Annotated in this window: 14 protein-coding genes and 1 tRNA gene (1 of these 15 cut by a window edge); 5 read left to right on the top strand and 10 right to left on the bottom strand. The window is 71.5% G+C overall.

All coding sequences use genetic code 11. The features are described 5' to 3' along the window. The 4 genes from AC25Y0_RS07210 to AC25Y0_RS07225 all read right to left on the bottom strand — a co-directional run. Positions 1-9,586, bottom strand: the 5' portion of a protein-coding gene (locus AC25Y0_RS07210) for a hypothetical protein (protein ID WP_488134449.1). Its footprint begins 20,573 nt before the window's first position; the window shows 9,586 of its 30,159 coding nt (coding positions 1-9,586); its start codon is at positions 9,584-9,586; its stop codon lies off the left edge, out of view. A 359-nt stretch (positions 9,587-9,945) separates the two neighbouring features. Continuing rightward, a complete protein-coding gene (sucD, locus tag AC25Y0_RS07215) occupies positions 9,946-10,848 on the bottom strand; it encodes a succinate--CoA ligase subunit alpha (protein ID WP_488121924.1) in 903 nt (300 codons plus the stop codon). Between the two features lie 13 nt (positions 10,849-10,861). After that, positions 10,862-12,025, bottom strand: coding sequence for an ADP-forming succinate--CoA ligase subunit beta (sucC, locus tag AC25Y0_RS07220; protein ID WP_488121923.1), 1,164 nt, complete (start codon positions 12,023-12,025; stop codon positions 10,862-10,864). Between the two features lie 84 nt (positions 12,026-12,109). Then, positions 12,110-13,666 (bottom strand): FAD-dependent oxidoreductase, encoded by a 1,557-nt coding sequence (locus AC25Y0_RS07225; protein ID WP_488121922.1) that lies wholly within the window; start codon positions 13,664-13,666, stop codon positions 12,110-12,112. An 86-nt stretch (positions 13,667-13,752) separates the two neighbouring features. Between AC25Y0_RS07225 and AC25Y0_RS07230 the strand changes: the two genes are divergently transcribed. Both AC25Y0_RS07230 and AC25Y0_RS07235 read left to right on the top strand, forming a co-directional pair. Then, positions 13,753-14,427 (top strand): TetR/AcrR family transcriptional regulator, encoded by a 675-nt coding sequence (locus AC25Y0_RS07230; RefSeq protein WP_488121921.1) that lies wholly within the window; start codon positions 13,753-13,755, stop codon positions 14,425-14,427. Positions 14,428-14,487: 60 nt separating this feature from the next. Continuing rightward, positions 14,488-15,531 (top strand): ATP-dependent DNA ligase, encoded by a 1,044-nt coding sequence (locus tag AC25Y0_RS07235; RefSeq protein WP_488121920.1) that lies wholly within the window; start codon positions 14,488-14,490, stop codon positions 15,529-15,531. A gap of 12 nt (positions 15,532-15,543) precedes the next feature. On the opposite strand, the gene ligD is transcribed toward AC25Y0_RS07235, so the two are convergent. The 3 genes from ligD to AC25Y0_RS07250 form a co-directional block, all read right to left on the bottom strand. Then, on the bottom strand, positions 15,544-16,566 hold the full coding sequence (ligD, locus tag AC25Y0_RS07240) for a non-homologous end-joining DNA ligase (RefSeq protein WP_488121919.1): 1,023 nt from the start codon (positions 16,564-16,566) through the stop codon (positions 15,544-15,546). A 63-nt stretch (positions 16,567-16,629) separates the two neighbouring features. Further along, the gene (locus tag AC25Y0_RS07245; RefSeq protein ID WP_488121918.1) at positions 16,630-17,646 is read right to left on the bottom strand and encodes an SseB family protein; all 1,017 of its coding nucleotides are present in this window, start codon (positions 17,644-17,646) and stop codon (positions 16,630-16,632) included. Between the two features lie 40 nt (positions 17,647-17,686). Continuing rightward, positions 17,687-20,158: an ATP-dependent helicase gene (locus AC25Y0_RS07250; RefSeq protein ID WP_488121917.1), complete on the bottom strand. Its 2,472-nt coding sequence runs from the start codon at positions 20,156-20,158 to the stop codon at positions 17,687-17,689. A gap of 280 nt (positions 20,159-20,438) precedes the next feature. Here AC25Y0_RS07250 and AC25Y0_RS07255 point away from each other — a divergent pair, with 280 nt between their 5' ends. Next, positions 20,439-20,825 (top strand): YccF domain-containing protein, encoded by a 387-nt coding sequence (locus AC25Y0_RS07255; protein ID WP_488121916.1) that lies wholly within the window; start codon positions 20,439-20,441, stop codon positions 20,823-20,825. 20 nt (positions 20,826-20,845) lie between these two features. Here AC25Y0_RS07255 and AC25Y0_RS07260 read toward each other — a convergent pair whose 3' ends face one another. The 3 genes from AC25Y0_RS07260 to AC25Y0_RS07270 all read right to left on the bottom strand — a co-directional run bounded on the left by AC25Y0_RS07260 (position 20,846) and on the right by AC25Y0_RS07270 (position 23,771). Continuing rightward, on the bottom strand, positions 20,846-21,814 hold the full coding sequence (locus AC25Y0_RS07260; protein WP_488121915.1) for a hypothetical protein: 969 nt from the start codon (positions 21,812-21,814) through the stop codon (positions 20,846-20,848). A gap of 158 nt (positions 21,815-21,972) precedes the next feature. Further along, entirely contained in the window at positions 21,973-22,752 is a 780-nt protein-coding gene (locus AC25Y0_RS07265; protein ID WP_488121914.1) for an ABC transporter permease, read from the bottom strand. Continuing rightward, entirely contained in the window at positions 22,749-23,771 is a 1,023-nt protein-coding gene (locus AC25Y0_RS07270) for an ABC transporter ATP-binding protein (protein WP_488134441.1), read from the bottom strand. The genes AC25Y0_RS07265 and AC25Y0_RS07270 overlap by 4 nt, the downstream gene beginning before the upstream one ends. A gap of 61 nt (positions 23,772-23,832) precedes the next feature. On the opposite strand from AC25Y0_RS07270, the gene AC25Y0_RS07275 reads away from it, so the two are divergent. Continuing rightward, positions 23,833-24,828, top strand: a complete 996-nt coding sequence (locus AC25Y0_RS07275) for a helix-turn-helix transcriptional regulator (RefSeq protein ID WP_488134442.1) — start codon at positions 23,833-23,835, stop codon at positions 24,826-24,828. 97 nt (positions 24,829-24,925) lie between these two features. Continuing rightward, positions 24,926-24,998: transfer RNA gene (locus AC25Y0_RS07280), tRNA-Met, on the top strand. The last annotated feature ends 267 nt before the right edge of the window (positions 24,999-25,265 follow it).

Raw genomic sequence — 25,265 nt, forward strand, 5'->3', positions numbered from 1 at the left:
CATGCTGGGCGGCGATGCGTGCGCCGCTGGGGACGACGGCCTGGTTGAGGGAGTCGGCGAGGGTGATCGCGACGGCGGCGCCGATCGTGGCGTCGGCGCCCTGCGACGCGGACCCGTCGGCGAACGACGACGCATCCGCGTTCGCGAGACTGTCCAGCGCAACGCGTCCCGCGCTCGTGACGACGACGGAACCCGTGAGGCGTGCCTGGGCACGCGCCGTGCTCAGAGTTACGGCGACAGCCGCCGCGGCATTGACGCCGCCCTGCGACGACGATGCGCTGGGGGTCGCCGCCGTACCGCTCGTGCCGGCGCCGTGGGCCGATGCGACGCCATCGGCGTGTGCGCGCTCCGAGGCGACGGCGTCGTCGACACCCGACCCTGCACCGCCGCCCGCGTCGGCACCAGGGGCACCGGCCGCAGACGCCGAGGCCCGCGCGGTGGATGCCGACGCGAGGAAGGTCGACAGGGTGATGTCGCCGCCCGCCGTGAGGCTGCGGGCGAGCTCGGTGAGAGCGGAGTGATTGGCGATCGCGAGGGCGACTCCGATGCCGATGCCCGCATCGCCCGCCCCGAGCGTCGAGGACGACGCGGTGGCCGTCGCGGTCGCTTCGAGCACGGCGTCGAGATCGACCAGCCCCGCGATGGAGAGCAGGGCACCGGTTCCGATGCGCGCGGTCGCGGCGTCCGTCGTCAGAGCGATCGCGACGGCGGGCGAGAGCGCGACGCCGCCTCCCGCGGCTCCCATGCGCGCTTCGACGGTCGTCACCGCACGGCCCGTCGCGTACAGGGTGAGCGACCCCGCGCCGGTGACGGTCGCGCCGTCGGCGATGTCCGCCGTCGTGCGGTGCGTGACGATCGCGAGGGCGACGGAGGCGCCGAGGCCCAGGTCGCCCGCGTCGGTGACGCCGACGCCCGCAGGCAGCGCCGTCACGGTCGTGGTCGAACGCGACACGGCGCTGGCAGAGAGCGCTCCGCCCGTCAGGACGACGCTGCCGTCGGCCCCGGCACGCGTGAAGCCATCCAGGATCGCGAGTGCGAAGGAACCGGCGACCGAGACCGCACCGCCCCCCGCCCCCGCGACGGAGTGCGCACCGACGGTCGAGGTGTCATCGGCGCCGTCGAGCACGAAGGTCGCCGTCGCCGTGAGCGACGATGCGCGCACGGAAGCTCCGACGGGCACGACGGCCTGGTTGACGATGTCGGCGAGCGTGATGGCGACGGCAGCTCCGATCGTGGCATCCGCCCCCTGGGATGCGGAGCCGTCGGCGTTCGAGGAGGCGTCGGCGTTGACGCCGGTGAGAAGCGTTACCGCGCCGGCGACGAGGGCGACCCCCGTGCCGAGCACCGTCTCGGAGCGCACCGACGAGATCGTCACGGCGACGGCGGCCGCCGCGTTGATGCCGCCCTGCGACGATGCGGCGCTCGGTGCGGCGGTCGCCGCGCCCGCTCCGCCGTTCGCGAGCGAGGCGTTCGAGGCGTGCGCGCGCTCCGACTCGACGGCGGCGTCGACGCCCGTGCCCGCCGCACCGCCCGTCTCGTTGTCGGGGGCGCCGGCTGCCGAGGCGGACGCTGTCGAGGTGGCGGTGGAGATGGCGGTCGCCTGCAGAGTCACCGCGCCGCTGGTCGTGAGGCTCCGCGCGAGCACGGAGCGCGCGGAGTGCGTCGCGAGCACGAGGGCCAGCCCGAGCCCGATCCCGGCGTCGGTCGCGGCGAGCGTCTGCGACGAGGCCGTCGCGGTCGCCGTCGCCCGCTGTGCTGCCGATACCGTGAGGGCGCCCGTGAGGGTCGTGAGGGCTCCCGTGCCGATCCGGCTCGTCGTGGTGACATCGGACAGGGTGACCGCGACGGCGGGAGCCAGCGCGACACCGCCGCCGCGCGCGCCCATGCGTGCTTCGCTCGAGGCTCCGCTGGCCGCATCGGCGGTGAGGGACAGGGCGCCGACCCCCGAGAGCGCGGCGCCGTCGGCGATGTCGGCGGTCGTACGCTCGGTGATGAGAGCGAGGGCGACGGATGCGCCGACGCCGAGGTCGCCGGCGTCGGTCACGCCGATTCCGGCGGGGAGCGCCGCGACCGTCGTCTGGGTCGCTGTGACCGCGATGACCGCGACGGCCCCGCCGGTCACGGTTCCCGCGACGGATGCGCGCGCGGCGTGTCCCACGACCGCGAGGGCGAACGAGCCGGCAACCGACACGGTGCCGCCGCCGGCGCCCGCGACGGAGCGAGCCTGCGTCGTGGAGGTGCCGTCGCCCGACGGCACGACCTGGTCCACCCGCACCGTCAGCACCGGCGTGCGGACAGAGGCACCGGCGGCCAGCGCGGCATCGGTCGCGACATTCGAGAGGGTGATCGCGACCGCGGCGCCGATCGTGGCGTCCGCGCCCTGCGATGCGGATCCGTCGGCCGACGATGAGGCGTCGCCATCGGCGCGGGCGAGGACCGTCACGGATTCGGATGCGACGACCACGGCGCCCGGCAGGATCGCTGCCCGCGTGTCGGTTCCCGCCACCGTCACGGCGATCGCGGCGGCTGCGTTGATGCCGCCCTGCGAGGACTGCGCGCTCGGCGTCGCGGCGGTACCCGAGCCGGCGGCGCCGTGCGCGGAAGCGGTCGAGTCGGCGTGCTGACGCTCGGCACCGATCGCGGAGTCGACCCCGGCTCCGCCGCCGCCGCCCGCGTTCTCGGGGGCACCCGACGACGATGCCGTCGCCGTCGACGTGGTCACGGTGCGCGTGCGTGCTTCGAGAGTGAGCGTCGCTGCAGTGATGGCGCGGCCCAGCTGGGCCGTCGTCGTCGCATGGGCGATCGTGAGGGCCAGCGCGGCGCCGATGCCCGCATCGCCTGCACCGACGACGATGGCGCCTGCCGTCGTTCCGGCCGTCGCCCGCTGGTCGGCGAGCACCGTGACGGCGCCCGGCGTCGTGAGCGCGGTGCCCGTTCCGATGGCGGCTGTGACGACCGTCGTGGCGAGCACGACGGCGGCAGCGGGGGCGATGGCGACGCCGCCGCCGGCGGCGCCCATGCGTGCCTCAGCGCTCACGTCCGAGGCGCCGACGGCGGTGAGCGCGACACTGGTCGCGCCGGTGACCGCACCGTCGAGCCGGGTCGAAGTCGCCGCCGTGACGAGGGCGAGGGCGAAGGAGGCGCCGATGCCCAGGTCGCCCGCGTCGGTCACGCCCTGTCCGGCAGGAAGCGCCTTGGCCGTGACGGCATGAGCATCGGATGCCGCGAGGGCGAGCGCCCCCGTCAGCGTCGCGGTTCCGGCGAGGGCGACGCGCGTGTCGAGCGTCGCGATGACGATCGCCACGGATCCGGCGATCGAGACGTCACCGCCGCCCGCACCGGCGACCGACTCGGCGCCGATGCGCGAAACGCCGTCGTCGGAGTCGGTGAGGGCACGTGCCGTGGCTTCGAGGCTGCCCGCCGTGATCGAGACGCCCACGGGGACGACCGCGGTGTTCGCGGCATCGACGAGGACCACCGCGACGGCGGCCCCGATCGTGGCGTCCGTGCCCTGCGACGCGGATCCGTCGGCCCGCGCGAGCACGTCGGTGTCGAGCGCACTGTCCAGCCGCACGGTTCCCGTCGCGGTGACGGCGACGCCTGAGGCGAGGTCGATCGTCGAGCGCGTCGTCGCGATCACGACGGCGACGGCCGCGGCGGCGTTGACGCCACCCTGCGACGTCTCGGCCGAGGGCGTCGTCGCGGCTCCTGTTCCGGCGCCGCCGTGCGCCGTCGAGACGGTGTCGGCGTGCCCGCGTTCCGCCGCGATGGCCTCGTCGACGCCAGATCCTGCCGCGCCGCCGGCGTCAGCCCCGCCTGAGGTGTTCTCGGGGGCGCCGGCGACAGAGGCCGTCGAGGTTGCGGTCGTGTCGGACTGCCCGTGCGCGGCGAGCAGCACGCTCTGCGCGCCGATGCTGCGGGCGAGTATCGCTCGGGCTCGGTGATCGGAGATCGTGAGGGCGAGCGCGGCGCCGATACCCGCATCGCCGGCTCCGACGACGATCGCGCCCGCCGTCGTCGTCGCGGTGGCGGACTGCCGGGCGGTGAGCTGCACGGCACCCGCCACGGTCGTGAGCGCGCCCGTGCCGATGCGCGAGACCGTTGCGACGTCAGAGAGTGCCAGGGCCACGACGGGCGTGATCGCGACGCCTCCGCCGGCGGCACCCATCCGCGCCTCGACGGTCGTGAGCACGGTCGTGTCCGCCGTGATCGTGAGGGCCGTCGCCGCGGGAAGCGTCGCGGTGTCCGAAACCTCGGCGAGCACGGCGACGGTAACGAGGGCGAGCGCCACTGAGCCCCCCAGTCCCAGGTCGCCCGCCTCCGTCACCCCCCGTCCGGCTGGGAGAGCCGTCGTCGCGGTGGTCGAGTTCGCGCCGGCCCCGATCGTGACGGTGCCGCCTCCGACCGCGCCTGCGAGTGTCGCGGCCGTGTCGATGTCGACGATCGCGAGGGCGAAGGCGCCCGCGACCGATACCTTGCCTCCGCCGGCGCCGGCCGTCGCGTGCGCGCCGATCGTCGAGGTGACATCGGCGTCGTCGGCCACGGTCGATGCCAGCAGCAGTGTCGAGGGCGCACGGACGGTCGCGCCCGTGCCGATGCTCGCCCGGTTCGTCACGGTCGCGAGGGTGATCGCGACCGCGGCGCCGATCGTGGCATCCGTTCCCTGCGACGCCGAGCCGTCGGCCGTCGACGTCGCGTCGGTGTTCTGCCCCGCGCTGAGCGAGACGGCACCCGTCGCTGTCAGCGTGATGCCGTTGCCGAGGGTAGCCGCGACGTCGACCGTCGCGAGGGTCACCGCGACAGCGGCGGCGGCGTTGATCTCGCCCTGCGACGTCGACGCGCTCGGCGTGGCGGCGGAACCGCTGCCCGAGCCGCCGGCGCCGGTCGCGACAGCGCCCGCGTGGTCGCGGGTCGCAGCGATGGTGTCGTCGACGCCCGATCCCGCGGCTCCCCCGGGGCTGGTCGCATCGCCGGACTCGGCCGGGTTCTCGGGGGCGCCGCCCGCCGAAGCCGACGCCGTCGCGGTCGAGCGCGAGATCGAGGCGGCCGCGAGCGTCGCGGTTCCTCCTACGGTGGCGCTGCGCGCCAGGCCCGCGGTCACGGTGTGCGTCGAGATGGTCAGGGCGACTCCCGCCCCGACCGCGGCTCCCGCCGTCGTGCCGGTCGCCGAGCGCGCTTCGGTCGAGGCCGTCGCACGCTGTCCTGCCGTCACCGAGAGGGCGTCGGTCAGGGCGAGCGTTGCACCGCTGCCGATGTGGGCGCGCGTCGTGATCGTCGAGAGCGTGACGGCGACGAACGGTGCGACGGCGATGTCCCCGCCGCGGGCCGAGCCCTGCGCGACGGCGGATGCGGCATCCGTCGATGTCGCCGCGATCGTGACGTCACCGCCGCCGGTGACGGTTGCTCCGTCGCCGATCGATGCGGTCGTCGTGTGGTCGATGCTGGTGAGCGCGAAGGCCGCGCCGATGCCGGTCGTCGGGGTGCCCGCACCGCCGTCTGCGAGAAGGGCGGAGGCTGTGCTCTGCGACGCCGATGTGGCGGAGATCGACAGCGATCCGCCGCCGAGGGCGACGGCTGCACCCGGCGCGAGCCCTGCCGTCGTGCGGAGGACGACGACCGAGATGGCAACCGATCCGGCGACTCCGAGGTCGCCTCCGGATCCGGCTCCGCCGGTGGCGGTGGTGGTGAAGCGGTGCGAGGCGTCGGATACGCCCGCCGCGTTCTGCGGGGCGATGCCCGCGATGAGCTGGAACGAGTCTGCGGTGATGCTGGCCGAGGGGCCGGCCTCGGCGCGGACGGTGACGTCCGCCACGGTGATCGCCACGGCCGCTGCGATCGTGGTGCCGCTCGGGGGGCCGCGCGTCGCGGGCGATCCCGTCGCCGTCGAGGAGGCCGAGAGGTTGGCGAGCGATTCGAGGCGAACGGTCGGGGCGATGAGGGCGATGCCCGACACCGACGTGTCGACCGCGAGCTGGTGGACGGTGAGGGCGAACGCGGCTGTCACGGTGACGTCGCCCTGCGGTGTGCTCGGTGTCGGGATCGGCGTCGATCCGCTGCCGCCCGTTCCACCCTCGGCGGCACCCGATGCCGGAGCCGCCGCGTCTGCCCAGGCTCGTGCGTCGACAGCCTGCGCCGCGGGAGCCTGCGCATCCGCGGAGTCCTCGCCGGGAGCACCCGTCGCCGACGCCGACGCCGTCGTGGCCGACGAGGCCATCCCGGTCGCACGCAGCGTGATGGACTCCCCGGCCGTGACGTTGCGCGCGAGTTCGGAGCGAACGGTGTGGTCGGCGAACGTGAGCGCGATGACCGCGGCGACGGCGGCGCCGCCCTCGGCCGACACGTCGCCGGTCGCGGTCGTCGCGACGGGCGCGGCCTGCGTCGCGGTGGCCGAGTAGGCGCCGGTGAGGACGAGCGGCGACCCCGTGCCCACACGGGCGCGGGTCGAGACGTTCGAGATCGTGACCGCGAGGACCATCGAGATCGCAGCGGCGGAGGAGACACCGCCGCGTGCTTCGGTGACCGCCGGCGCCGTCGTCGATGCCGTCAGCGAGAGGTCGGCGGCACCCGTGAGCGTCGCGCCGTCGGCGACCTCGGCCAGTGCCGAGTCGTTGACGATGTTCAGGGCGATGCTCGCGCCGATGCCGGTCGCGGCACCTCCCTGCGATCCGGGCAGCGCTCGCGCGATCGTGGTGTTGTCGGTGCGTGCCGTGAACGAGAAGTCCGTCGCCGGGGCGGTCACCCTCACTCCGGGCTGGATCGCGGCGTGCGTCCAGAACGACGCGACGTTGATCGCGAGTGCTCCGGCGGCACCGACCGACGACGCTCCGCCCGCGCCCGAGACGGCCTGCGCGCGGTACTGGTTCGTCTCGGCCGCCGTCCGGGGGGCTGCCGTCGCGCTGACCGCGACGACCGGCGACGAGATGTCGGCGTTGCCGATGCTCGCCTGCGTGCGAGTGGATGCGACGTTGATCGAGACGGCCACCCCGACGCCCGTCGCCGATCCGGCGACCGCTGAGGCGTCGGCGTCGGTCGAGGCCGAGCCCGAGCTCGTCGACGTGACGGCGATGCCGCCGGCCGCGTCGATCACGACCGGGGTCGCTCCCCCGATGTGTGCCGTCGACTGCTGGTCCAACTCAGAGAAGGCGAGGGCACCGGCGACGCCGATCGCACCGCCCGGTGCGGTGGCGTAGCCGCCGGGCTGCGAGGCGGTCGCCGTCGCCTGGTTCGGAGTCGTTCCGTTCGAGGTCGCGCCGCCGGGGCTCCCCGTCGCCGACGTCGTGAGCGTGTGCGTCGAATCGGCGGCGACGCGCAGGCCCCCCGCGGCGACGATCCCGGCCGGAGCGGCGGTGTCGATGACGGCGGCGGTGCGGGTCGTGGCCCGGGTCGTCGCGATGCCGGCACCGGCTGTCGCCGCCGTCGCGTCCGCCGTGGTCGTCGCGGTCGTGACGGTGGTCGCCGCCAGGGTCACGACGCCGCCGGCGGCGATCGACGACATGCCGGTCACGGTCGTGGCCGCGGAGTTGTCGATGGTCGCGATGGCCACGGCGGCATCGACGTCGGCGTCTTCTCCCGCGCCCTGGGATGTCGTGACGAGCGTCGCCGTCGACAAGCTCGCGAGGGTCACATCGGCCGTCGCCTCGATGCGCGAGGTGCCCTCGAGGCGGACCGTCGCCGACGACGTGCTCTCGCCGATCGCGAGGCCGACCGTCGCTCCCGCATCCACCGTGCTCGTCGCGGTCGCGGTCGCGGTGACGTTTCCACCGCGGATGATCGCATCGGTCATGAGCACCTCGGCGACCGCAGCGGTCTCGTCGGCCGAGGCGGCGATCGCCGTGAGGGTGACGTCGGCGTCGCCGCCGTCGAGCGTCGTGCCGGCGACGAGGATGATCTGGGTCGCCTCGAACAGGAAAGTGACGCCGTGGAAGACGAGGACTCCCGTGATCCGGATGATCGACCCGGCGCCCGTCGTCGTGACGGTGAACGAGCCGATCGGCCGCACCGAGTGCGACTCGAACGCGTTCGTGAGGCTGCGCACGAGGATGTGGCCGAGGTTGTCGGCATCGGCCGAGATCTCGATCGTGTCGTCGGGGGTCGTGTCTGCGACGTCGAAGTCGGTCGTGTCCACGGGACCGAGGGTCGCGATGCCGGTGTAGGCGATGACGCGGCCGCCGATGGTGAGCGTGCCGGACTCGGGCCCGTTCGGGCGCGAGGTGATCGCGGTCTGCGCTCCCTCGAACCGCAGCACGTCGTCTCCGACGGCGCCGCCGTGGATCGATCCGATGTGGCCGGCACCGACGACGATGACGTCGTCGCGGCCCGTGGCAGAGCCGACGATGCCCGCGAAACCCGAGAAGCTCTGGGCGCCGACGGTACCTGCGCCGTCGCCCATGATGCGCCACGTCGTGTCGGCCGCAGGGCCGTGCAGACGGTGCCCGGCGCCCATCGCGGCGAGTTCGCCGACGGACGTGAACGTGACGTCGCCGACCTGTCCGGCGCCGGCGCCGTCGGTCGTCCATGCGAGGTCTGTGCCCGCGACGGCGAGCACGGCAGCGCTCGTGACCGTGGTCGGCACCGGAAGCGAAGCGGGCAGGCTCACCCGGCCGCCGGCTGAGATCGTGAGCGAGATGACGGATGCCGCATCCCGCCGCGTCGTGACTCCGTCCGCGACGACGACGAGTTCTGCACCCTCGACGGTCACTGTGACGTCGCCGCTCGCCGAGACGACCCAGTCGGTCGCGGCCTCGTCGACGTCCGCGACAGCCGGTGCCGCGGGCGCGGAGGCGCGTGCGACGGGCGCGGGCGCCGCGGGCGCATCCGGGAGTTCGGTGGTTCCGGTGACGGGCGCGGCGGGGGCTTCCGGCGTGGGCTCTGCAACGGACGGTGACTCATCGACGCCCGTCGGCACGGTTGCGCTCGGATCGGCGACGACCTGCTCGGTCTCTGCGGTCTGCTGCGGCGTCGCATCGCCGACGTCGAGCGGACGCACCGAGACGATCGCCGGAGCCCCGACGACCTCGTCCGGGTCGAACGTCTCACCCGGCGTCGGTGCCGGGTCGGGTGCGGGGGTCGGGGTCGGGACGGGCGTGGGATCCGGAGCCGGGATCGGCGGCACGGGCGGCGCAGGAGGCGCAGGAGGCACCGGCGGTGTCGGCAGCCCCGGGATGTTCGGGATGGGCGGCGGTGTGGGGGTCGAACCGATCGTGCCGGGTCCGACCGTTCCCGGGCCGCAGGTGAGGCTCGTGCTGCTCGTGCTCGTCGACGTGGTCGAGCCGGTGCCGCCCGTCGTGGGCTTCGACCCGGTGTCGACCTGACGGCAGTTGGGTCCGAACGGCGAGACGGGCTGCGGCGCGGACGGCGCGACGGGAACGAGCTCGACGCGGACGACGATCCGATCGCCGGAGCGCGGCAGGACGGGCGTCGTCGGAACGAGCGGCGGCGCCGGCACCTCGACGTCGAGAACGACGGGAGGCAGCGGCTGCGCCGGCTCGGTCCCGCTGTCGATAAGAGGAGCCGGTGAAGTCCAGGTGCGGGGTGCAGGAGCTGCGGCGGTCGTCTCCACGGCCAACGCGGCCGAGACCCCGGCCATCTGGCCGATCGCGAGACCCGCGCAGAGCGCTCCGACGAGAGCCGTGGGCCACGCAGATGGTGCGCCGACGGTCGCCGCGCGCGCGGGACGTCTCGTACGTTCCCTGATCAAAGGGGTCTCCGACTCTTTTCGGGCCTTTCCGCCCGCAAGGTTCCTGCTGAGATCCCCGTCCCCCCATGCGAGCTGTGATGAGCAGCCCGCATCCCGGTTCGAACCATAGGGCTCGGGGCGGCCTTCCACAAGTGCAGGAGTGAGATGCGCCCGACGAAATACGTCGACCACAGGTTGCCGCGCCCCAACGACAAAGGCGGATGCCGGGGCTCGAGGCCCGGCATCCGCCTGTGTGCGGAGTCTTTCGACTACAGCGAGTTGATGATGTCGCGCATGAGCGCGGCGGCCTCGGACGGGGTCTTCCCGACCTTGACTCCGGCGGCCTCGAGGGCTTCCTTCTTGGCCTGTGCCGTGCCCGCCGAGCCCGAGACGATGGCGCCGGCGTGGCCCATCGTCTTACCCTCGGGAGCGGTGAATCCTGCGACGTAGCCGACGACGGGCTTGGTGACATTCGCCTTGATGAAGTCGGCCGCACGCTCTTCGGCGTCGCCGCCGATCTCGCCGATCATGACGATCGCCTTCGTCTCGGGGTCGGCCTCGAAAGCGGCGAGCGCGTCGATGTGCGTCGTGCCGATGACCGGGTCGCCGCCGATGCCGATGGCCGTCGAGAACCCGATCTCGCGAAGCTCGTACATCATCTGGTAGGTCAGGGTGCCCGACTTCGAGACGAGACCGATCGGTCCCTTGCCCGTGATGTTGGCCGGGGTGATGCCCACGAGCGACTCGTCGGGCGTGATGATGCCGGGGCAGTTCGGGCCGATGATGCGCGTCGTGTTGCCCTTGGACTGCGCATACGCCCACGCCTCGGCGGTGTCACCGACGGGCACGCCCTCGGTGATGACGACGAGAAGCGGGATCTCGGCGTCGATGGCCTCGACCATCGCGTCCTTCGTGAAGGCGGGCGGCACGAACGCGATCGACACGTCGGCGCCGGTCTTCTCCATCGCCTCGGCGACGGACGCGAAGACGGGCAGCTCGACGTCGGAGCCGTCCTTCGCCTTGTGCAGCACGGTCGTGCCGGCCTTGCGGGCGTTGACGCCGCCCACGACCTGGGTGCCGGCCTTCAGCATGAGGGCCGTGTGCTTCGTGCCCTCGCCGCCGGTGATGCCCTGGACGATGACCTTGGAATCCTTGTTGAGGAAGATCGACATGTTCTGCAGTCCTTTACGCGTTGGCGAGCTCGGCGGCCTTGTCGGCGCCTTCGTCCATGGTCTCGGCGAGGGTCACGAGCGGGTGATTCGCGTCGCGCAGGATCGCGCGTCCCTCTTCGACCTTGTTGCCGTCCAGGCGCACGACGAGCGGCTTGGAGGCGCTCGCGCCGAGCTCGGCCAGGGCACCGACGATGCCCTTGGCGACGGCGTCGCACGCCGTGATGCCGCCGAAGACGTTGACGAAGACCGACTTCACCTGCGGGTCGCCGAGGATGACGTCCAGTCCCGCGGCCATGACCTCGGCCGAGGCGCCGCCGCCGATGTCGAGGAAGTTCGCCGGCTTCACGCCACCGTGGTTCTCACCGGCGTACGCGACGACGTCGAGCGTCGACATGACCAGGCCCGCGCCGTTGCCGATGACGCCGACCTCGCCGTCGAGCTTGACGTAGTTGAGGTCGTTCTGCTTGGCCTTGGCCTCGAGCGGATCCGCGGCATCCTTGTCTTCGAGGAGCGCGTGATCGGGGTGACGGAACTCGGCGTTCTCGTCGAGCGAGACCTTGCCGTCGAGCGCGATGATGTCGCCCTCTTCCGAGAGGATGAGCGGGTTGACCTCGACGAGGGTCGCGTCCTCGCCCGTGTAGACGTTGTAGAGCTTGACGAAGACGTCGCTGACCTTGTCGACGAGCTCGGGGGCGAAGCCCGCCGCCTCGGCGATCTCGACGGCCTTGGACTTGTCGATGCCCTGCTGCGGGTCGACCGCGATGCGCGCGAGCGCTTCGGGGCGTTCCACGGCGAGCTCTTCGATCTCCATGCCGCCCTCGACGCTCGCGAGCGACAGGTAGGAGCGGTTGGCCCGGTCCAGCAGCACCGAGAAGTAGTACTCCTTGTCGATGCGTGCGCCCTGGGCGACCATGACGCGCTTGACGACGTGGCCCTTGATGTCGAGGCCGAGGATGGCCTGCGCTGCCTCGAACGCCTCGTCGGGGGTCTTGGCGACCTTGACGCCGCCGGCCTTGCCGCGGCCTCCGGTCTTGACCTGCGCCTTCACGACGACGACGCCGCCGATCTTCTCGGCCGCTGCGCGCACCTCCTCGGGCGTGTCCGCGACGATGCCGGCGAGAACCGGCACCTCATACTTCTCGAAAAGGTCTCGTGCCTGGTACTCGTATAGATCCACAGTGCATTCCTTCGCAGGTGGCGAATGGGTGGGGGCCGCAGAAGAAGCGGCTCAAAGTCGAGAGAGATCGACCGACTCAGCGTACTACTGCGCGGCAGAGACCTCGGACCCGGCCGCTTCGGACGGCGTGCGCGGAAGGCGCTCGAGATCGCGCACCGCGGGTCCTTCGAGACGCGTGCCGTCAGGGGCGAAACGCGATGCGTGAAGCGGGCAGTCCCACGTGCATTCGGCGTCGTTCCACGACACGACCCCGCCGAGGTGAGAACAGACGGCGCTGACAGCACGTGTGACGCCGTCGACCGTCGACACGCCGACGGGCTTGGCACCGCGGTGCGCGATGACGCCTTCGCCCTCGGCCGGGCGTGGCACGGGAACGGGCGTGCGCTGCGCATCGATCCATCCGGATGCGGCCTCCCATCCGACCTTCACGTTCTCGACGCCGCCGCGGGCGAGGTCGGCGGGCACCGTGATCCGGCGCGCGATCGTGTTCATCCACTCGGGGCGTTCACGCCACGGCGTGCGTCGCACTTCGGCGGCGATCCGCAACGCAGCCGCCGGAGCGTTCGTGAGTCCCCACTTCGCATACCCCGTCGCGAAACGGATCCGCCCGAGACTGCGCGGCATCGCACCGACGAAGGGAACGAGATTGTGCGATTCGTAGTCCTGAGCCGACCACGCGTCGACCGGCCGGGCGCCGGGAAAATGCCGCTGCGTCCAGGCGATGAGGTCATCGATGCGCTCCTGCTCGTCGCCGCCGCGGCCCACGACGTGCCCGTTGCCGCCGACCACGAGTTGCGCCCGGCCGGCCGGGCCGTCGGCGTCGGTCACCGACCGCACCGACCGGGTAGGGCCGTCGACCGAGAGGAACAGCCCGTCAGGCAGGGCGGCATCCGTCTCGAAGGCGACGCAGTACGAGCGCATGCCCTGCACTTTGGCGAAGTAGAGGCCGCGGTCGACGATCGGCGTGCCGGTCGCGAGGACGACGTGACCGGCCCGCAGGGTGCCCTGAGCGGTCTCGACGATCGCTTCGGGCACGACGCGTGCGTGCCGCACCCGGGTGCCGAGGTACAACGCGCCGCCCGCGGCGACGAACGCCTCGGCGAGCGCGATCACGACGGACTGCGGATCGATGGCCACCTGGTCGTCGAGCGCGACGGCATCGACGAGGGGGAACCCCCAGTCCACGCCGTCTCCCGCGATGCGGCGAACGGCCAGCCCTGCTTCGGCGGCGGCAGCGGCCTCCGCCGCGACGGTGTCGACGCCGTCCTGCGTCTGCGCGTACGAGTAGGCGGTCCGTCGCGAGAAGGGCACGCCCGCTTCCGCGGCGAAGTCCGTGAGCCACTCGGCACCGGCACGGTTGGCGTCGACATAAGCGCGCACGAGCGAGGCGGGGTGATGGCGCCGCAGCGTCGAGAGCACGCTGCCCTGCAGGAGCGACGCCTTGCCCGTGTTGCCGCCTGTCGCGAGCTCGCCGACACCGCCCGCCTCGACGACGGCGACGTCCCGTCCGTCGCGGGCGAGCAGGAGCGCTGTGCTCAAGCCCGTGATGCCGGCACCGACCACGACGACATCGTGGCGCGTGCCGGCATCGAAAGCAGTGCCTGACGGCACCGTGCGGTCATGCTTCCACAAGGGGGTCATCACCTCAGTGAACTGCACGAGGCTCGTCCGGTCGACGGGCTTGACACCGCGACCGGCGACCCGCAGACCGTTAGGCTCGCTGCGAGATGTCCGACCCTCTTGCCACCCCCGTCGCCTCGCGCGCCGCCGTCGTCGCTGCGGCGCTCGAGCTGTTCGCCGCGCAGGGCTTCGATCAGACGTCGGTCGAGCAGATCGCCAAGGCCGCGGGAGTGTCCCGCTCGACCTTCTTCCGCCAGTTCGGCGGCAAGGATGACGTTGTCTTCGCCGATCACGAGCTACTGCTCGACGAGCTGCGCGACGACCTGGCGCAGCCGCACGACAATCCGTGGCTGGCCGTGTGCGAGGCATCCGTCCGCGTCTTCACGCACTTCGCCTCCGACCCCGAGCTCGCGCGGCGCCGCTACGCGATCGTGCGCGGAGTGCCCGCCCTGCGCGACCGCGAGATCGTCACGGTCTTCCGTTATGAGCGGCTCTTCGACGAGTACCTCCGCCACGCCCTGCCGGGGCTCGATCCGCTCGATGCCGTCGGCTTCTCGGCACTCGTGACGGCCGTCCACAATCACGTGCTGCGCCAGTTGCTGCGCGGCCCCAAACGGGTGCCCGTCGCGGTGCTGCGGCGCGCCCTCGACGATGCGATGCGCCGGTTCGGGGTGCACCCCGGTCCCACCGAGCCCGCCGGCGACGACGTCGTGGTGGCGGTCTTCCCTCGCCGAATGCCCTCTGCCGAACTCGCCCGCCGGCTCGCGCCGCACCTCGACTGAACTCCGGGAGACGAAACCGGGCCGTTGCCCTCTCGCGGTCAGGGGTCGCAGGATGGGGGCATGCCGTACGACATTCCCGCGCCCATGCTCGCGAAGTCCGTGCCGGCAGTCCCCGACCCGGGCAAGACACCGGGCGGGCTGAGCTTCGAACCGAAGTGGGACGGCTTCCGCGCCCTCGTGGCGTGGGACGGCACCGACGTCGAGATCGGCTCGCGCGGGGCGAAGCCCCTCACCCGCTACTTCCCCGAGCTGGTCGACGCGTTCCAGAGGCTGCTCCCCGAGCCCTGCCTCATCGACGGTGAGATCGTGGTGCCGACCGGCGCGGCGGGCGCGCAGCGACTGGATTGGGAAGCCCTCTCGCAGCGCATCCACCCCGCCGAATCGCGCGTCACGATGCTCGCCGCTCAGACCCCGGCCATGTTCATCGGGTTCGATCTGCTCGCCCGCGGCGATCGCGACCTGCAGCCCGAGCCGTTCTCCACGCGCCGTTCCGAGCTCGAGAGCCTGCTGGGTGGCGTGCCGCACCCCGTGCACGTCACCCGCGCGACCCGCGACCGCGACCTCGCCGAGCGCTGGCTCGCCGAGTTCGAGGGTGCCGGGCTCGACGGCGTCGTCGCGAAACCGCTCGCACAGCCCTACGCACCGAACAAGCGCGCGATGTTCAAGATCAAGCACTCCCGCACGGCCGACGTCGTCGCGCTCGGCTACCGCATCCACAAGTCGGGCGCGGGCGTGGGATCCCTGCTCGTCGGACTGTATACCGATGGCGGCATGCTCGTCTCGGTCGGCGGGGTGGCCGCGTGGAGCAACGCACGGCGCCTCGAACTCATCGACGAACTCGCGCCCTACGTCGAGCGCGACAAAGAGGGTGCGACCGTCAAGGGCGAGACCGATCGGTCGCGCTTCTCGGCCGCCAAGGATGTCTCGTTCGTCCGGCTGCGCCCCGAACGGGTGCTCGAAGTGCGCTACGACCAGCTCGAAGGCCAGCGGTTCCGGCACACCGTGCAGTTCCAGCGGTGGCGCCCCGACCGCGAGGCCCGCTCGTGCACCTTCGACCAGCTCGAGCTCGTCTCGGCGTACGACCTCGGCGAGGTCCTGGACTGAAGCCGCGCGTGGTCAGTCGGTCTTCTTCGCCCGGCTCGGCTGCACGCGCGGCGGTTCGCCCGGCATCTTGGGGAACTCGGGCGGGAAGGGCAGCTCGCCGAGCCCCGACGCGAGGTCGCGCTCCCACCACTGCAGCAGCGTATCGATGCGCCCGGGGTTCTTCTGCATCTCCGCCCACGGGTCTCCCCCGTCGGCCAGTCGCTGCGGCATCGAGCGCACGGTGAACGCCGCAGGGTCGACATCGGCCAGTTCGTCCCACGCGAGCGGGGCCGACACGGTCGCACCCGGGAGCGCGCGCGGGCTGTAGGCACCGGCCATCGTGCGGTCGCGATTGGCCTGGTTGAAGTCGAGGAAGATGCGCCGACCGCGCTCCTCCTTCCACCAGTTCGTCGTCACGCGCTCCGGCATGCGTCGCTCGAGTTCGCGTCCCGCCGCGATCACGGCGTGCCGCACATCGAGGAACTCCCACTCCGGCTCGATGGGGCAGAAGACGTGCAGGCCGCGGTTGCCGCTCGTCTTGATCCACGCCTCGAGTCCTGCCTCGGCGAGCACGTCGCGCAGGGCGGGTGCCACGGCCGCAGCGTCGGAGAAGTCTGTGCCCGGCTGCGGATCGAGATCGATGCGCAGCTCGACGGGGTTGTCAGGGTTCGAGGCGAGCGAGGCCCACGGGTGGAAGACGACGGTGTTCATCTGGGCCGCCCACACCATCGCGGCCGGCTCGGTGAGCACGATCTGCGGATGCCGCCGGCCGCTGTTGTAGGTGACGGTCACGGTGTGCACGAAGTCGGGCGCCCCCTGGGGTGGGTTCTTCGAATAGAACCGCTCGCCGTCGACGCCGTCGGGAAAGCGCTCGAGCGAGACAGGCCGATCGCCGTTCGTCGACAGGAACGGCACCGCGACCGCGAGGAGGTAGTCGACGAGCTCGTGCTTCGTGATGCCGAGGTCCGGCCACAGCACGCGGTTGGGACTCGACAGCCCTACTTCATGGTCGCCGTCAGGGCCGGGGATCGTGAGTGCGATGCGTTCGGACGCCATGCCTCGACGATAGGCCGCAGCGCGGCATCCGTCACCTGGTTTGCGCGAACGCGCGCGCGATGCCTACGGAGCGAGCGCGAGGACGGGCGCCAGTTCGCTGCGCGACAGGCGAATCCAGGGCCCGCGGGGGTCGACGATCACGCCGGCGAGTCCTTCCTCGGCGACGAGCATTGCTGCCAGCTGCGGGGCGGTGAGCGGCGCTGCCTGGTCACCACGGCCCGTCGCGACCACCTCGAGCGGGTGCGAGTAGACCTCGACGTAGCGCGTTCCGTCGGGCGCACGGCCCTCGGCGATGCCGACCGGAGCACCGTCTTCGGAGCGGTTGACCGCGACCCACATCGGCGCCTGTGTCATCGCCTCGGCGACGGCTGCGGGGGTCGCATCGGTGCGTTCCTCGGCGAGCAGGGTCTTGATCGCGAGCTTCTCGTCGACGGCGGCGAGCATGCGCTCGATGAGCGGGCGCTGCAGCACGATGCGGGCGGGCGCCGACGCGGGATCGATCACGAGCCCGGCCGTCTGGCTGGCGAGCACGTGACGCAGCACGGCCATCGTCGGCTGTCCCATGGCCGATGTGTCGGCGTCGCCGTCGGCGCGCACGCTCGCGGCGAGGCCCGCGCCGCTCGAATACGCGATCACGTACTGGCGGTCACCGGCGGTGGCGATCGCCATCGGCAGCTCTTTGCCCTCGGCGATGAGTTCGCGGGCGTCACCCTTGACCCGCAGGAAGAGGTGCCCCTGCAGCACTTGCCGGGCGAGAGCGAGGACCTGCTCGGGCGTCGGGTTCTCGGGCAGGCTCGCGAGGCTCTCACGCAGCAGCACATTGTCGCGCAGACCCGGAATCGTCTCGACGGGGCGCTGCGTCGCGGCGTCGGCGTCGACCCCGGTCGGACGCGGCGTGGCCGGGGCGGGGGCGGGTTCAGGGGTGCCGAGTCCGCGGAACGCCGACACCGAGATGCCGACGGATGCCGCGGCGTCATTGCCGTCGGCTGCGTCCTCGGGAGTCGTTTCGGACGTCTCGACCTCAGGGGTCGCCTCGGATCCGTCGGGCTGGCGCTTCGGGCGGCGCGAGAAGAGGGCCATGGGTCGAGCCTAGCCCGCGGCGCCCACCGAGACCGCGCGGCTAGAGCTTCTCGATCGGCGCGATCTTGATGAGCAGCTTCTTCGCGCCCGCCGAGTCGAACCGCACGTGCGCGACGCGCTTGGCGCCCTCGCCCGTCACGAGATCGACCTTGCCTTCACCGAAGTCCTCGTGACGGATGCGGTCACCCGGAGCGAGCTGCATGTCGCCGTTGTCGCGCACTTTGGCCGGGATGCGGTTCGCGAACCGCTTGATCGACTCACCGTCGCGCGCGGGAGTGTCGCGACGCGGCAGCGGCACGAGGTCATCGCCGTAGCGTTTCGAGCCGGCCGGGGCCCGGCCGTTGAGCGCACGCGTGCGCGTGCCGCCGCGCGAATTGACGTCTCCCGGGGACTGGCGCCACTGCACGAGGTCGGCGGGGATCTCCTGCAGGAACCTGCTCGGCATCGCGACGGTGACCTCGCCGAACTGCGCGCGGGTCATCGCGAGCGACAGGTAGAGACGCTTCCGTGCCCGCGTCACCCCGACGTAGAAGAGGCGACGCTCCTCCTGGGGACCGCCCGGCTCGCCCGCCGAGATGCGGTGCGGGATCAGGTCTTCTTCGACACCCGTGATGAACACGGCGTCGTATTCGAGACCCTTCGCGGTGTGCAGTGTCATGAGCGACACCGACCCCGAGGCATCCTCGAGATCGTCCGCGTCCGAGACGAGCGCGACTTCGGAGAGGAAATCGATGACGGTGCCCTCGGGATTGTTGCGAGCGAACTCGCGGGCAACGGCGACGAGCTCGTCGAGGTTCTCGAGGCGGGCTTCGTCTTGCGGGTCGCGGCTCGCGCGCAGGGCATCCTGGTAGCCGCTCTTGTTGAGCAGCAGCTGCAGCCCCTCGGCGACCGCCGTGGGCGGGGCGAGTTCGCCGCTTCGCGGGAGCATGATCTCGGTCGCCTCGGCCAGTACGGCATCGAGCTGCGTGATCGCGGCCTGGATCTTGGGCCCGACACCGAGCGCCGAGGCGTTCGCGAGCGCATCGCGGAACGTGATGCCCTCGTCTGCGGCGTACCGCGCGATGGTCGTCTCGGTGACATCGCCGATCCCTCGACGCGGACGGTTCAGGATGCGACGCACCGACATCTCGTCGGCGGGGTTCGCCACCGCCACGAGATACGCCAGCGCGTCCTTGATCTCGGCGCGATCGTAGAACTTCGTGCCGCCCATGATCTTGTACGGGACGGCCGAGCGGATGAGGATCTCTTCGAGCGCGCGGGACTGCGAGTTCGTGCGGTAGAACACCGCCATCTGCGAGTAGTCCAAGCCAGCGCGGTGCAGCGCCTCGACCTCGTCGGCGACGAACTGGGCCTCGTCGTGCTGCGAGTACCCGGTGAACCCGATGATCGGCTCACCCGCGCCGACATCGGTCCACAGCTTCTTGTCTTTGCGGTCGAAGTTGTTGCCGATGACGGCGTTCGCCGCGCTCAGGATGTTCTGCGTCGACCGGTAGTTCTGCTCGAGGAGCACGACCTTCGCCCCGGGGAAGTCGCGCTCGAACTCGCTGATGTTGCGGATGTCAGCCCCGCGGAAGGCGTAGATCGACTGGTCGGAGTCACCGACGACGGTGAGCGACGCCGCTTCGTCGTCGCCGCCCGCGGCTCCGGCGCCTGCCGACGGCTCGAAGATCATCATGCCGCTCGACCCCTCGAACCCGGACCCTGAGCTCGACGAGGCGCCCGGCGGCCGGGTCAGCTCGTGGATGAGCGAGTACTGCGCGTGGTTGGTGTCCTGGTACTCGTCGACGAGGATGTGCCGGAAGCGGCGGCGGTAGACGTCGGCGACGTGCGGGAACGCCCGGAAGAGGTAGACGACCTGGCCGATGAGATCGTCGAAGTCGAACGCGTTGGCCCGCTGCAGCGCGCGCTGGTAGTCCGCGAAGAGCTCGACGAAGATCCGCTCGGCGGGGTCGCTGAGGTTCGCCGAGCGCGCGTAGGACTCGGCGTCGGCCAGCTCGTTCTTGAGCTTCGAGATGCGACTCTGCACGGCTGCCGGGGTCAGGCCGAAGGCATCCGCTTCGTGCTCTTTGACGAGCCGTTTGATGAGGGCGCGCGAATCGCCCGAGTCGTAGATCGTGAACGCCTTCGTGAAGCCGAACTGCTCGGCCTCTCGGCGCAGGATGCGCACGCACGCTGAGTGGAACGTCGAGATCCACATGCCCTGTGCGCGGTCGCCGATGAGCTGCCCGACGCGCTCGCGCATCTCGCCGGCGGCCTTGTTGGTGAACGTGATCGCGAGGATCTGGCTGGGCCACGCCTCGCGACTGCGCAGGAGCGACGCGATGCGTCGCGTGAGCACGCTCGTCTTGCCGGAGCCGGCGCCCGCGACGATGAGCAACGCGGGTCCGCGGTAGATGACCGCTTCGCGCTGCTGCGGGTTGAGGCCGGCGAGGAGGTCTTCGTCGGGACGGACGCCGGGCGTCGCGGATCCGCGATCGTCGCCGGCGATGAGGGGCTGCAGGGGCTCAGACATTGCCCGCTAAGCCTAAGCGCCCCGGCCGACACCATGCCCCCGCGCGCACGCACGCCTGCCCTGCCCCTGCCCTGTCCTGTCTTGCCCCTGCCCTGCCCCTCAGTTCGTTTGCCCCACTTTGCTGCCCCTGACCCCGAACCGCCGCAGATCGGGGCAAGTGAACCGGCGGCCCGACCGTTCACTTGCCTCAACCGGCGACCGCAGCGCGCCAGGGCAGCATCCTGAGGCAAACGAACTCAGGGGGGCGCGGCTCACAGCCCGACACAGCAGAATGGGCATCGTGCGCATCCTCCTGAACATCATCTGGCTGATCTTCGCGGGCTTCTGGCTCGCGACCGCCTACGTGCTCGCCGGCATCCTGCTCTGCATCCCGATCATCACGATCCCGTGGGCGATCGCCTCGTTCCGCACCGCGAACTACGTCTTCTGGCCGTTCGGCCGCACCATCGTCGCGCGGCCGACGGCCGGCGTCGGATCGTTCCTCGGCAACGTCATCTGGGTGCTCTTCGCGGGATGGTGGCTCGCCCTCATCCACATCGCCTCGGGCATCGCCCTGTGCCTCACGATCATCGGCATCCCGATGGCGATCGCCGACTTCAAGATGGTGCCCATCTCGCTCATGCCACTCGGCAAAGAGATCGTCTCAACGCGCGACCGCGCGTTCTGACGCTCGGCCGAACGGGTCGGTCAGCGACCGATGGATGCCTCGCGGGCACGCGACAGCGCAAGCACGAGTCCGACCGTGCACAGCACAGCGCCCGAACCGGCGACCACCCAGGCGGCTTCACCCGGCAGCTCGACGTATGAGGTGAGCCCGAGCCCGGGCGGCAGGAAGCCGAGTTCGTCGTGCCAGAGCTCCAGCGCCCGATCCAGGCCGACGAAGCCGAGCGCGGTGGCCGGAACAACCAGTGCTCCGCCGGCCGCGGCGAGCACGATGCCGCTCGCTCGACGCGTTCCGAACTGCGCTGCCAACGCCCAGACGGCCGCGACGAACACCCACAGCAGCAGCCCGCCGGCGAGGACGATGTAGGTCAGGCGCAGGACCGGCACGTCCCACAGGGTCGACCAGTAGCCGCCGGGACCGGTGACGGACACGACCGCGAGCGAGAGCACGCAGCGCAGTACGATCACTCCGCCGACAGCGGCCATGAGGGGGTAGGGCGAGCGTCCGGGACCGACGAGCACGCGCGCGATGGCGGCGAAGACGATCCACGCGCCGATGTCGACCGCGAGATACGTCCACGACAGGAACGACGTCTGGACGGCACGGGTCGCGATGAGGAGCCCCGCCGGTACGACCACGAGCAGGACCCGGTCGAGGGTCAGCATGCCCAGAGTGGACTCGCGCGCACGCCAGGGCCTCGTCGAGGCGAGCCAGGTCACGCGCGCGGCGGCCGCGCCCGGGCGGCGGACGAGTCGCGTCTGCGCCGCGAGCGTGCCGATGATCAGCCAGGCCAGTGCGAGCACGAGCAGCACGCGAGCAAGCCATGCCATAACGGCGTCGCGGTCGGCGCGAGCAGCAGCCGGCGCGACATCGGCGTTCGAGGCGAGCTCGACGGCCGCAGCGGGACTCACACCCAGAGCAACGGCGGCGAGCGCCCCGAGTGTCATGGCCGTGACGACAGCGGGGATGTCTCTCCGCCTCGCCGTCGTCATTGTCCGAGCCTAGTGGGGCGAGCGACCCCGTTTTCGCCACTCTCGGCGCGCCGCGCGCACGATGGATGATCGTCGTGCGACGCGTGTCGCACGACGACACCGACCCGCACCACATCCGTTCGTGCACATCGCCGAACTCGTCGTTCGAAGGGATCCGATCAGCTCGACCTGCGCATGGCCCGGATGCCGACCCACAACCCGACGGCCGCAAGGGCGACCGCCGCGACCCAGCCCCAAACGACCGTGAGCGAGGCCAGCTCGCCGGCGAACAGCGCCCGCTCTGCCTGCACGACCCAGTTGACGGGATTCACCGTCGCGACGGCCCGCATCCATCCGGGGCCCTCGTCGAGCGGAAGCAGCATGCCCGAGAGGATCAGCAGCGGAAAGATCAGCGTCTGCTGCACTCCCCAGAACAGCCACTCGCGGTCCTTCGTCTTGAGCGCGAGGGCATAGGACAGCGACCCGAGCCCGACGCCGAAGACAGCCAGCAGCGCGAGCCCGATCACGAGGCCCGGCACGTCGATGCGGAACCCGAACGGCCACGCGATGAGCACGATGATGATGGCCTGCACGACGATCGGCGCGACCTCCTTGAGCGCCCGCCCCACGAGCAGCGACGAGCGGGACAGCGGTGCGACGAGCGTGCGCTCGTGAGAGCCCGTCATCATCTCGTACTGCAGGTTCGACCCGACCGCGCCGGTGCCGAACAGCACGATCATGACGAGGACACCGGGCACGAACCACTGCAGGGTCTCGCCGACCGGCTGCCCTGACGATCCGACGAGCAGCGGGGCGAACAGCCCGAGGAAGACGAGCGGTTGCACGAGGCTGAAGATGAGGGTGAACGGGTCGCGCAGCACCGGTTTGAGCTCGCGCGTGAGCACGTTCCATGTGTCGCGCGCGGCGTTCGTGCGCGCGGCGGTGTCGGTAGAGGTCATCGCTGGGCTCCTGTCGTCTCGGTCTGGTCGGTGGCGGCGACGGGCTCGCCCTCGCCGGCTTCCCGCAGGGTGCGTCCCGTGAGCGCCAGAAAGACGTCGTCGAGGGTCGGCGGGGCCCCCGTCGCACGCTCGACCCGCACGCCCGATGCGTCCAGCACCCGCACGGCTGCGGGAAGCAGCGCGGCGCCGTCAGGTGCAGTGACCGCGACGGATGCCGGACCCTCGCGCCGCACCTCCCGGTCGGTCAGCTCCTGCACGACGGCGACGGCCCGCGCCGCATCCGCCTCCGTCGCGAAGCCCAGGGTCAGCGCGTCACCCGCGAGGTTGGCCTTGAGCCGCTGCGCCGTATCGTCGGCGACGATCCGCCCTTTGTCCATCACCATGACCCGCTCGGCGTAGTGGTCGGCCTCTTCGAGGTAGTGCGTCGTGAGGAAGACGGTCGTGCCGTGCTGGGTGCGCAGGTCGAGGATGTGCTGCCACAGGTTCGCGCGGCTCTGCGGGTCAAGGCCCGTCGACGGCTCGTCGAGGAAGATCAGCGGCGGCGCGTGCATGAGGCCGAGGGCGATATCGAGCCGGCGCTTCTGTCCGCCCGAGAGCTGCTGCACCGAACGCGTCGCGAATGGGGCCAGATCGAGCGACTCGATGAGCTCGTCGGCGCGGGCGCGCGATGCAGCCGTCGACATCCCGTAGAAGGCGCCCTGGCTCAGCAGCTCGTCGCGCACGCGCTGCGAGAAGCTGCCGCTCGTGAGCTGCCCCACGTAGCCGATGCGGGCGCGCACCGCCGACGGGCGACGCAGGATGTCGAAGCCGACGACGCGCGCCGTGCCGGATGTCGGAGGAATGAGGGTCGTCAGCATGCGCAAGCTCGTCGACTTGCCCGCGCCGTTGGGGCCGAGGAACGCGACGAGCTCGCCCCGCGCGACCCGGAAGGTGAGGTCGGTGACCGCCTCGACTGTCTGTTTCTTCACGGTGAAGCGCTTGGTGAGCCCCTGCGCTTCGATGATCGGTTCGTTCGTCATGCCGCGACGGTAATCCCCTACCCGGTCAGTATCCGTCCGCATTGTCGGGCAGTGTGGGGACATGTCCGACACGACGACGCGCGCGCTCTCGCTCCTCAACATGTTGCAGACGCACCGGCACTGGCCGGGTTCGGAACTCGCCTCCCGGCTCGGTGTGACCGAGCGCACCGTGCGTCGGGACGTCGAACGACTGCGCGACCTCGGCTACCGCATCGAGTCGTCCCCCGGTGCATCCGGGGGGTATCGGCTCGAAGCCGGCAGCGCCGTGCCGCCGCTTCTGCTCACCGACGAAGAGGCCGTCGCCATGGCGATCGGACTGCGGGTCGCGGCGTCGCAGCGTCTCGTGTCCGGGCCGGAGACGACTCTCACGGCGCTCGCGAAGCTCGAACAGGTACTGCCCGCTCCCCTGCGCCGACGGGTCAATGCTCTCGCCGAGACGGTGCAGCCGGCGGGCCTCAACGCCGGTGCAGCGGTGTCGAGCGACGTGCTCGGCGAGCTCGCGCTCGCGTGCCGCGACCACGAGCGCGTGCGCTTCACCTACACCGCGGCCTCGGGCGAGGTGACGCGACGACGCGTCGATCCGCACGTGCTCGCGCCCGCCGATCGGCACTGGTATCTGCTGTGCCGGGACCTCGATCGGGATGATTGGCGCACGTTCCGCGTCGACCGGCTCACCTCCGTCGAACACACGCGCGTTCTGTTCGAGCCCACGCCGCTCACCCCCGAAGAGATCGAGGAGTTCATCCTCGTCGCTCGGTCCTGGGCGCGGCAGCCGCTCGAAGCCGACGCCGTCATGGAGCTTCCGTTCGAGCAGATGCGCGAGTACTTCGGGCAGTGGGGGCAGGGCGCTGAGGCCGAAGACGAATCGCACACGCGCTGGCCCGTCGGCGGCGCGGACTTCCGCGAGACGATGTACGGCCTCAGCTGGATCCCCACCGGCGTCGAGTACACGACCGATCTCGTCGAGCCGGCGCGGGCCGAGCTGCGCGAAACGGTCGAGCGGATGCTGCGCGCCCTGACGGCGCCGCCACCGCCCACCCGTCGCGATCGAGGCTGATCACCGTCGCCCCGGGGGATCGTCATCTGGCGACGCACGGCGAAACGTATCGACACATACCGTCGGCGAGCCGGATCGGGTCGGTACCGTGGGGCATCGCGGCGATCCGGGTGGTCCCGGACACCGGCTCATACCTGGGTGTGTTGCGGGTTCGACTCCCGCCGTCGCGTCGAGTGCCGTCCCCACTGACCGCGAGACTGCATCGGCAGGCCGAGACAGTGGGGGAACCCCTCAGTCTCGGCGGTCCGTTGCAGTCTCGGGGTCACTCGGATGCGGCGGGCTCAGGGGGTGAGGGCGCCGCATCCGGTCCTCCCCGGGGCCTCCGGGAACGGGTTCTCCACAGATCGTAAAGACGGCTTCATCTTGAGCGGCCTGGACGAGCCGGTGTCCCTGTCCGTGGCCCGGCAGGTCAAGCCCCAATGCGTGGTGTAGCCGTT

This window comes from Microbacterium sp. Y547 (genome assembly GCF_057669785.1).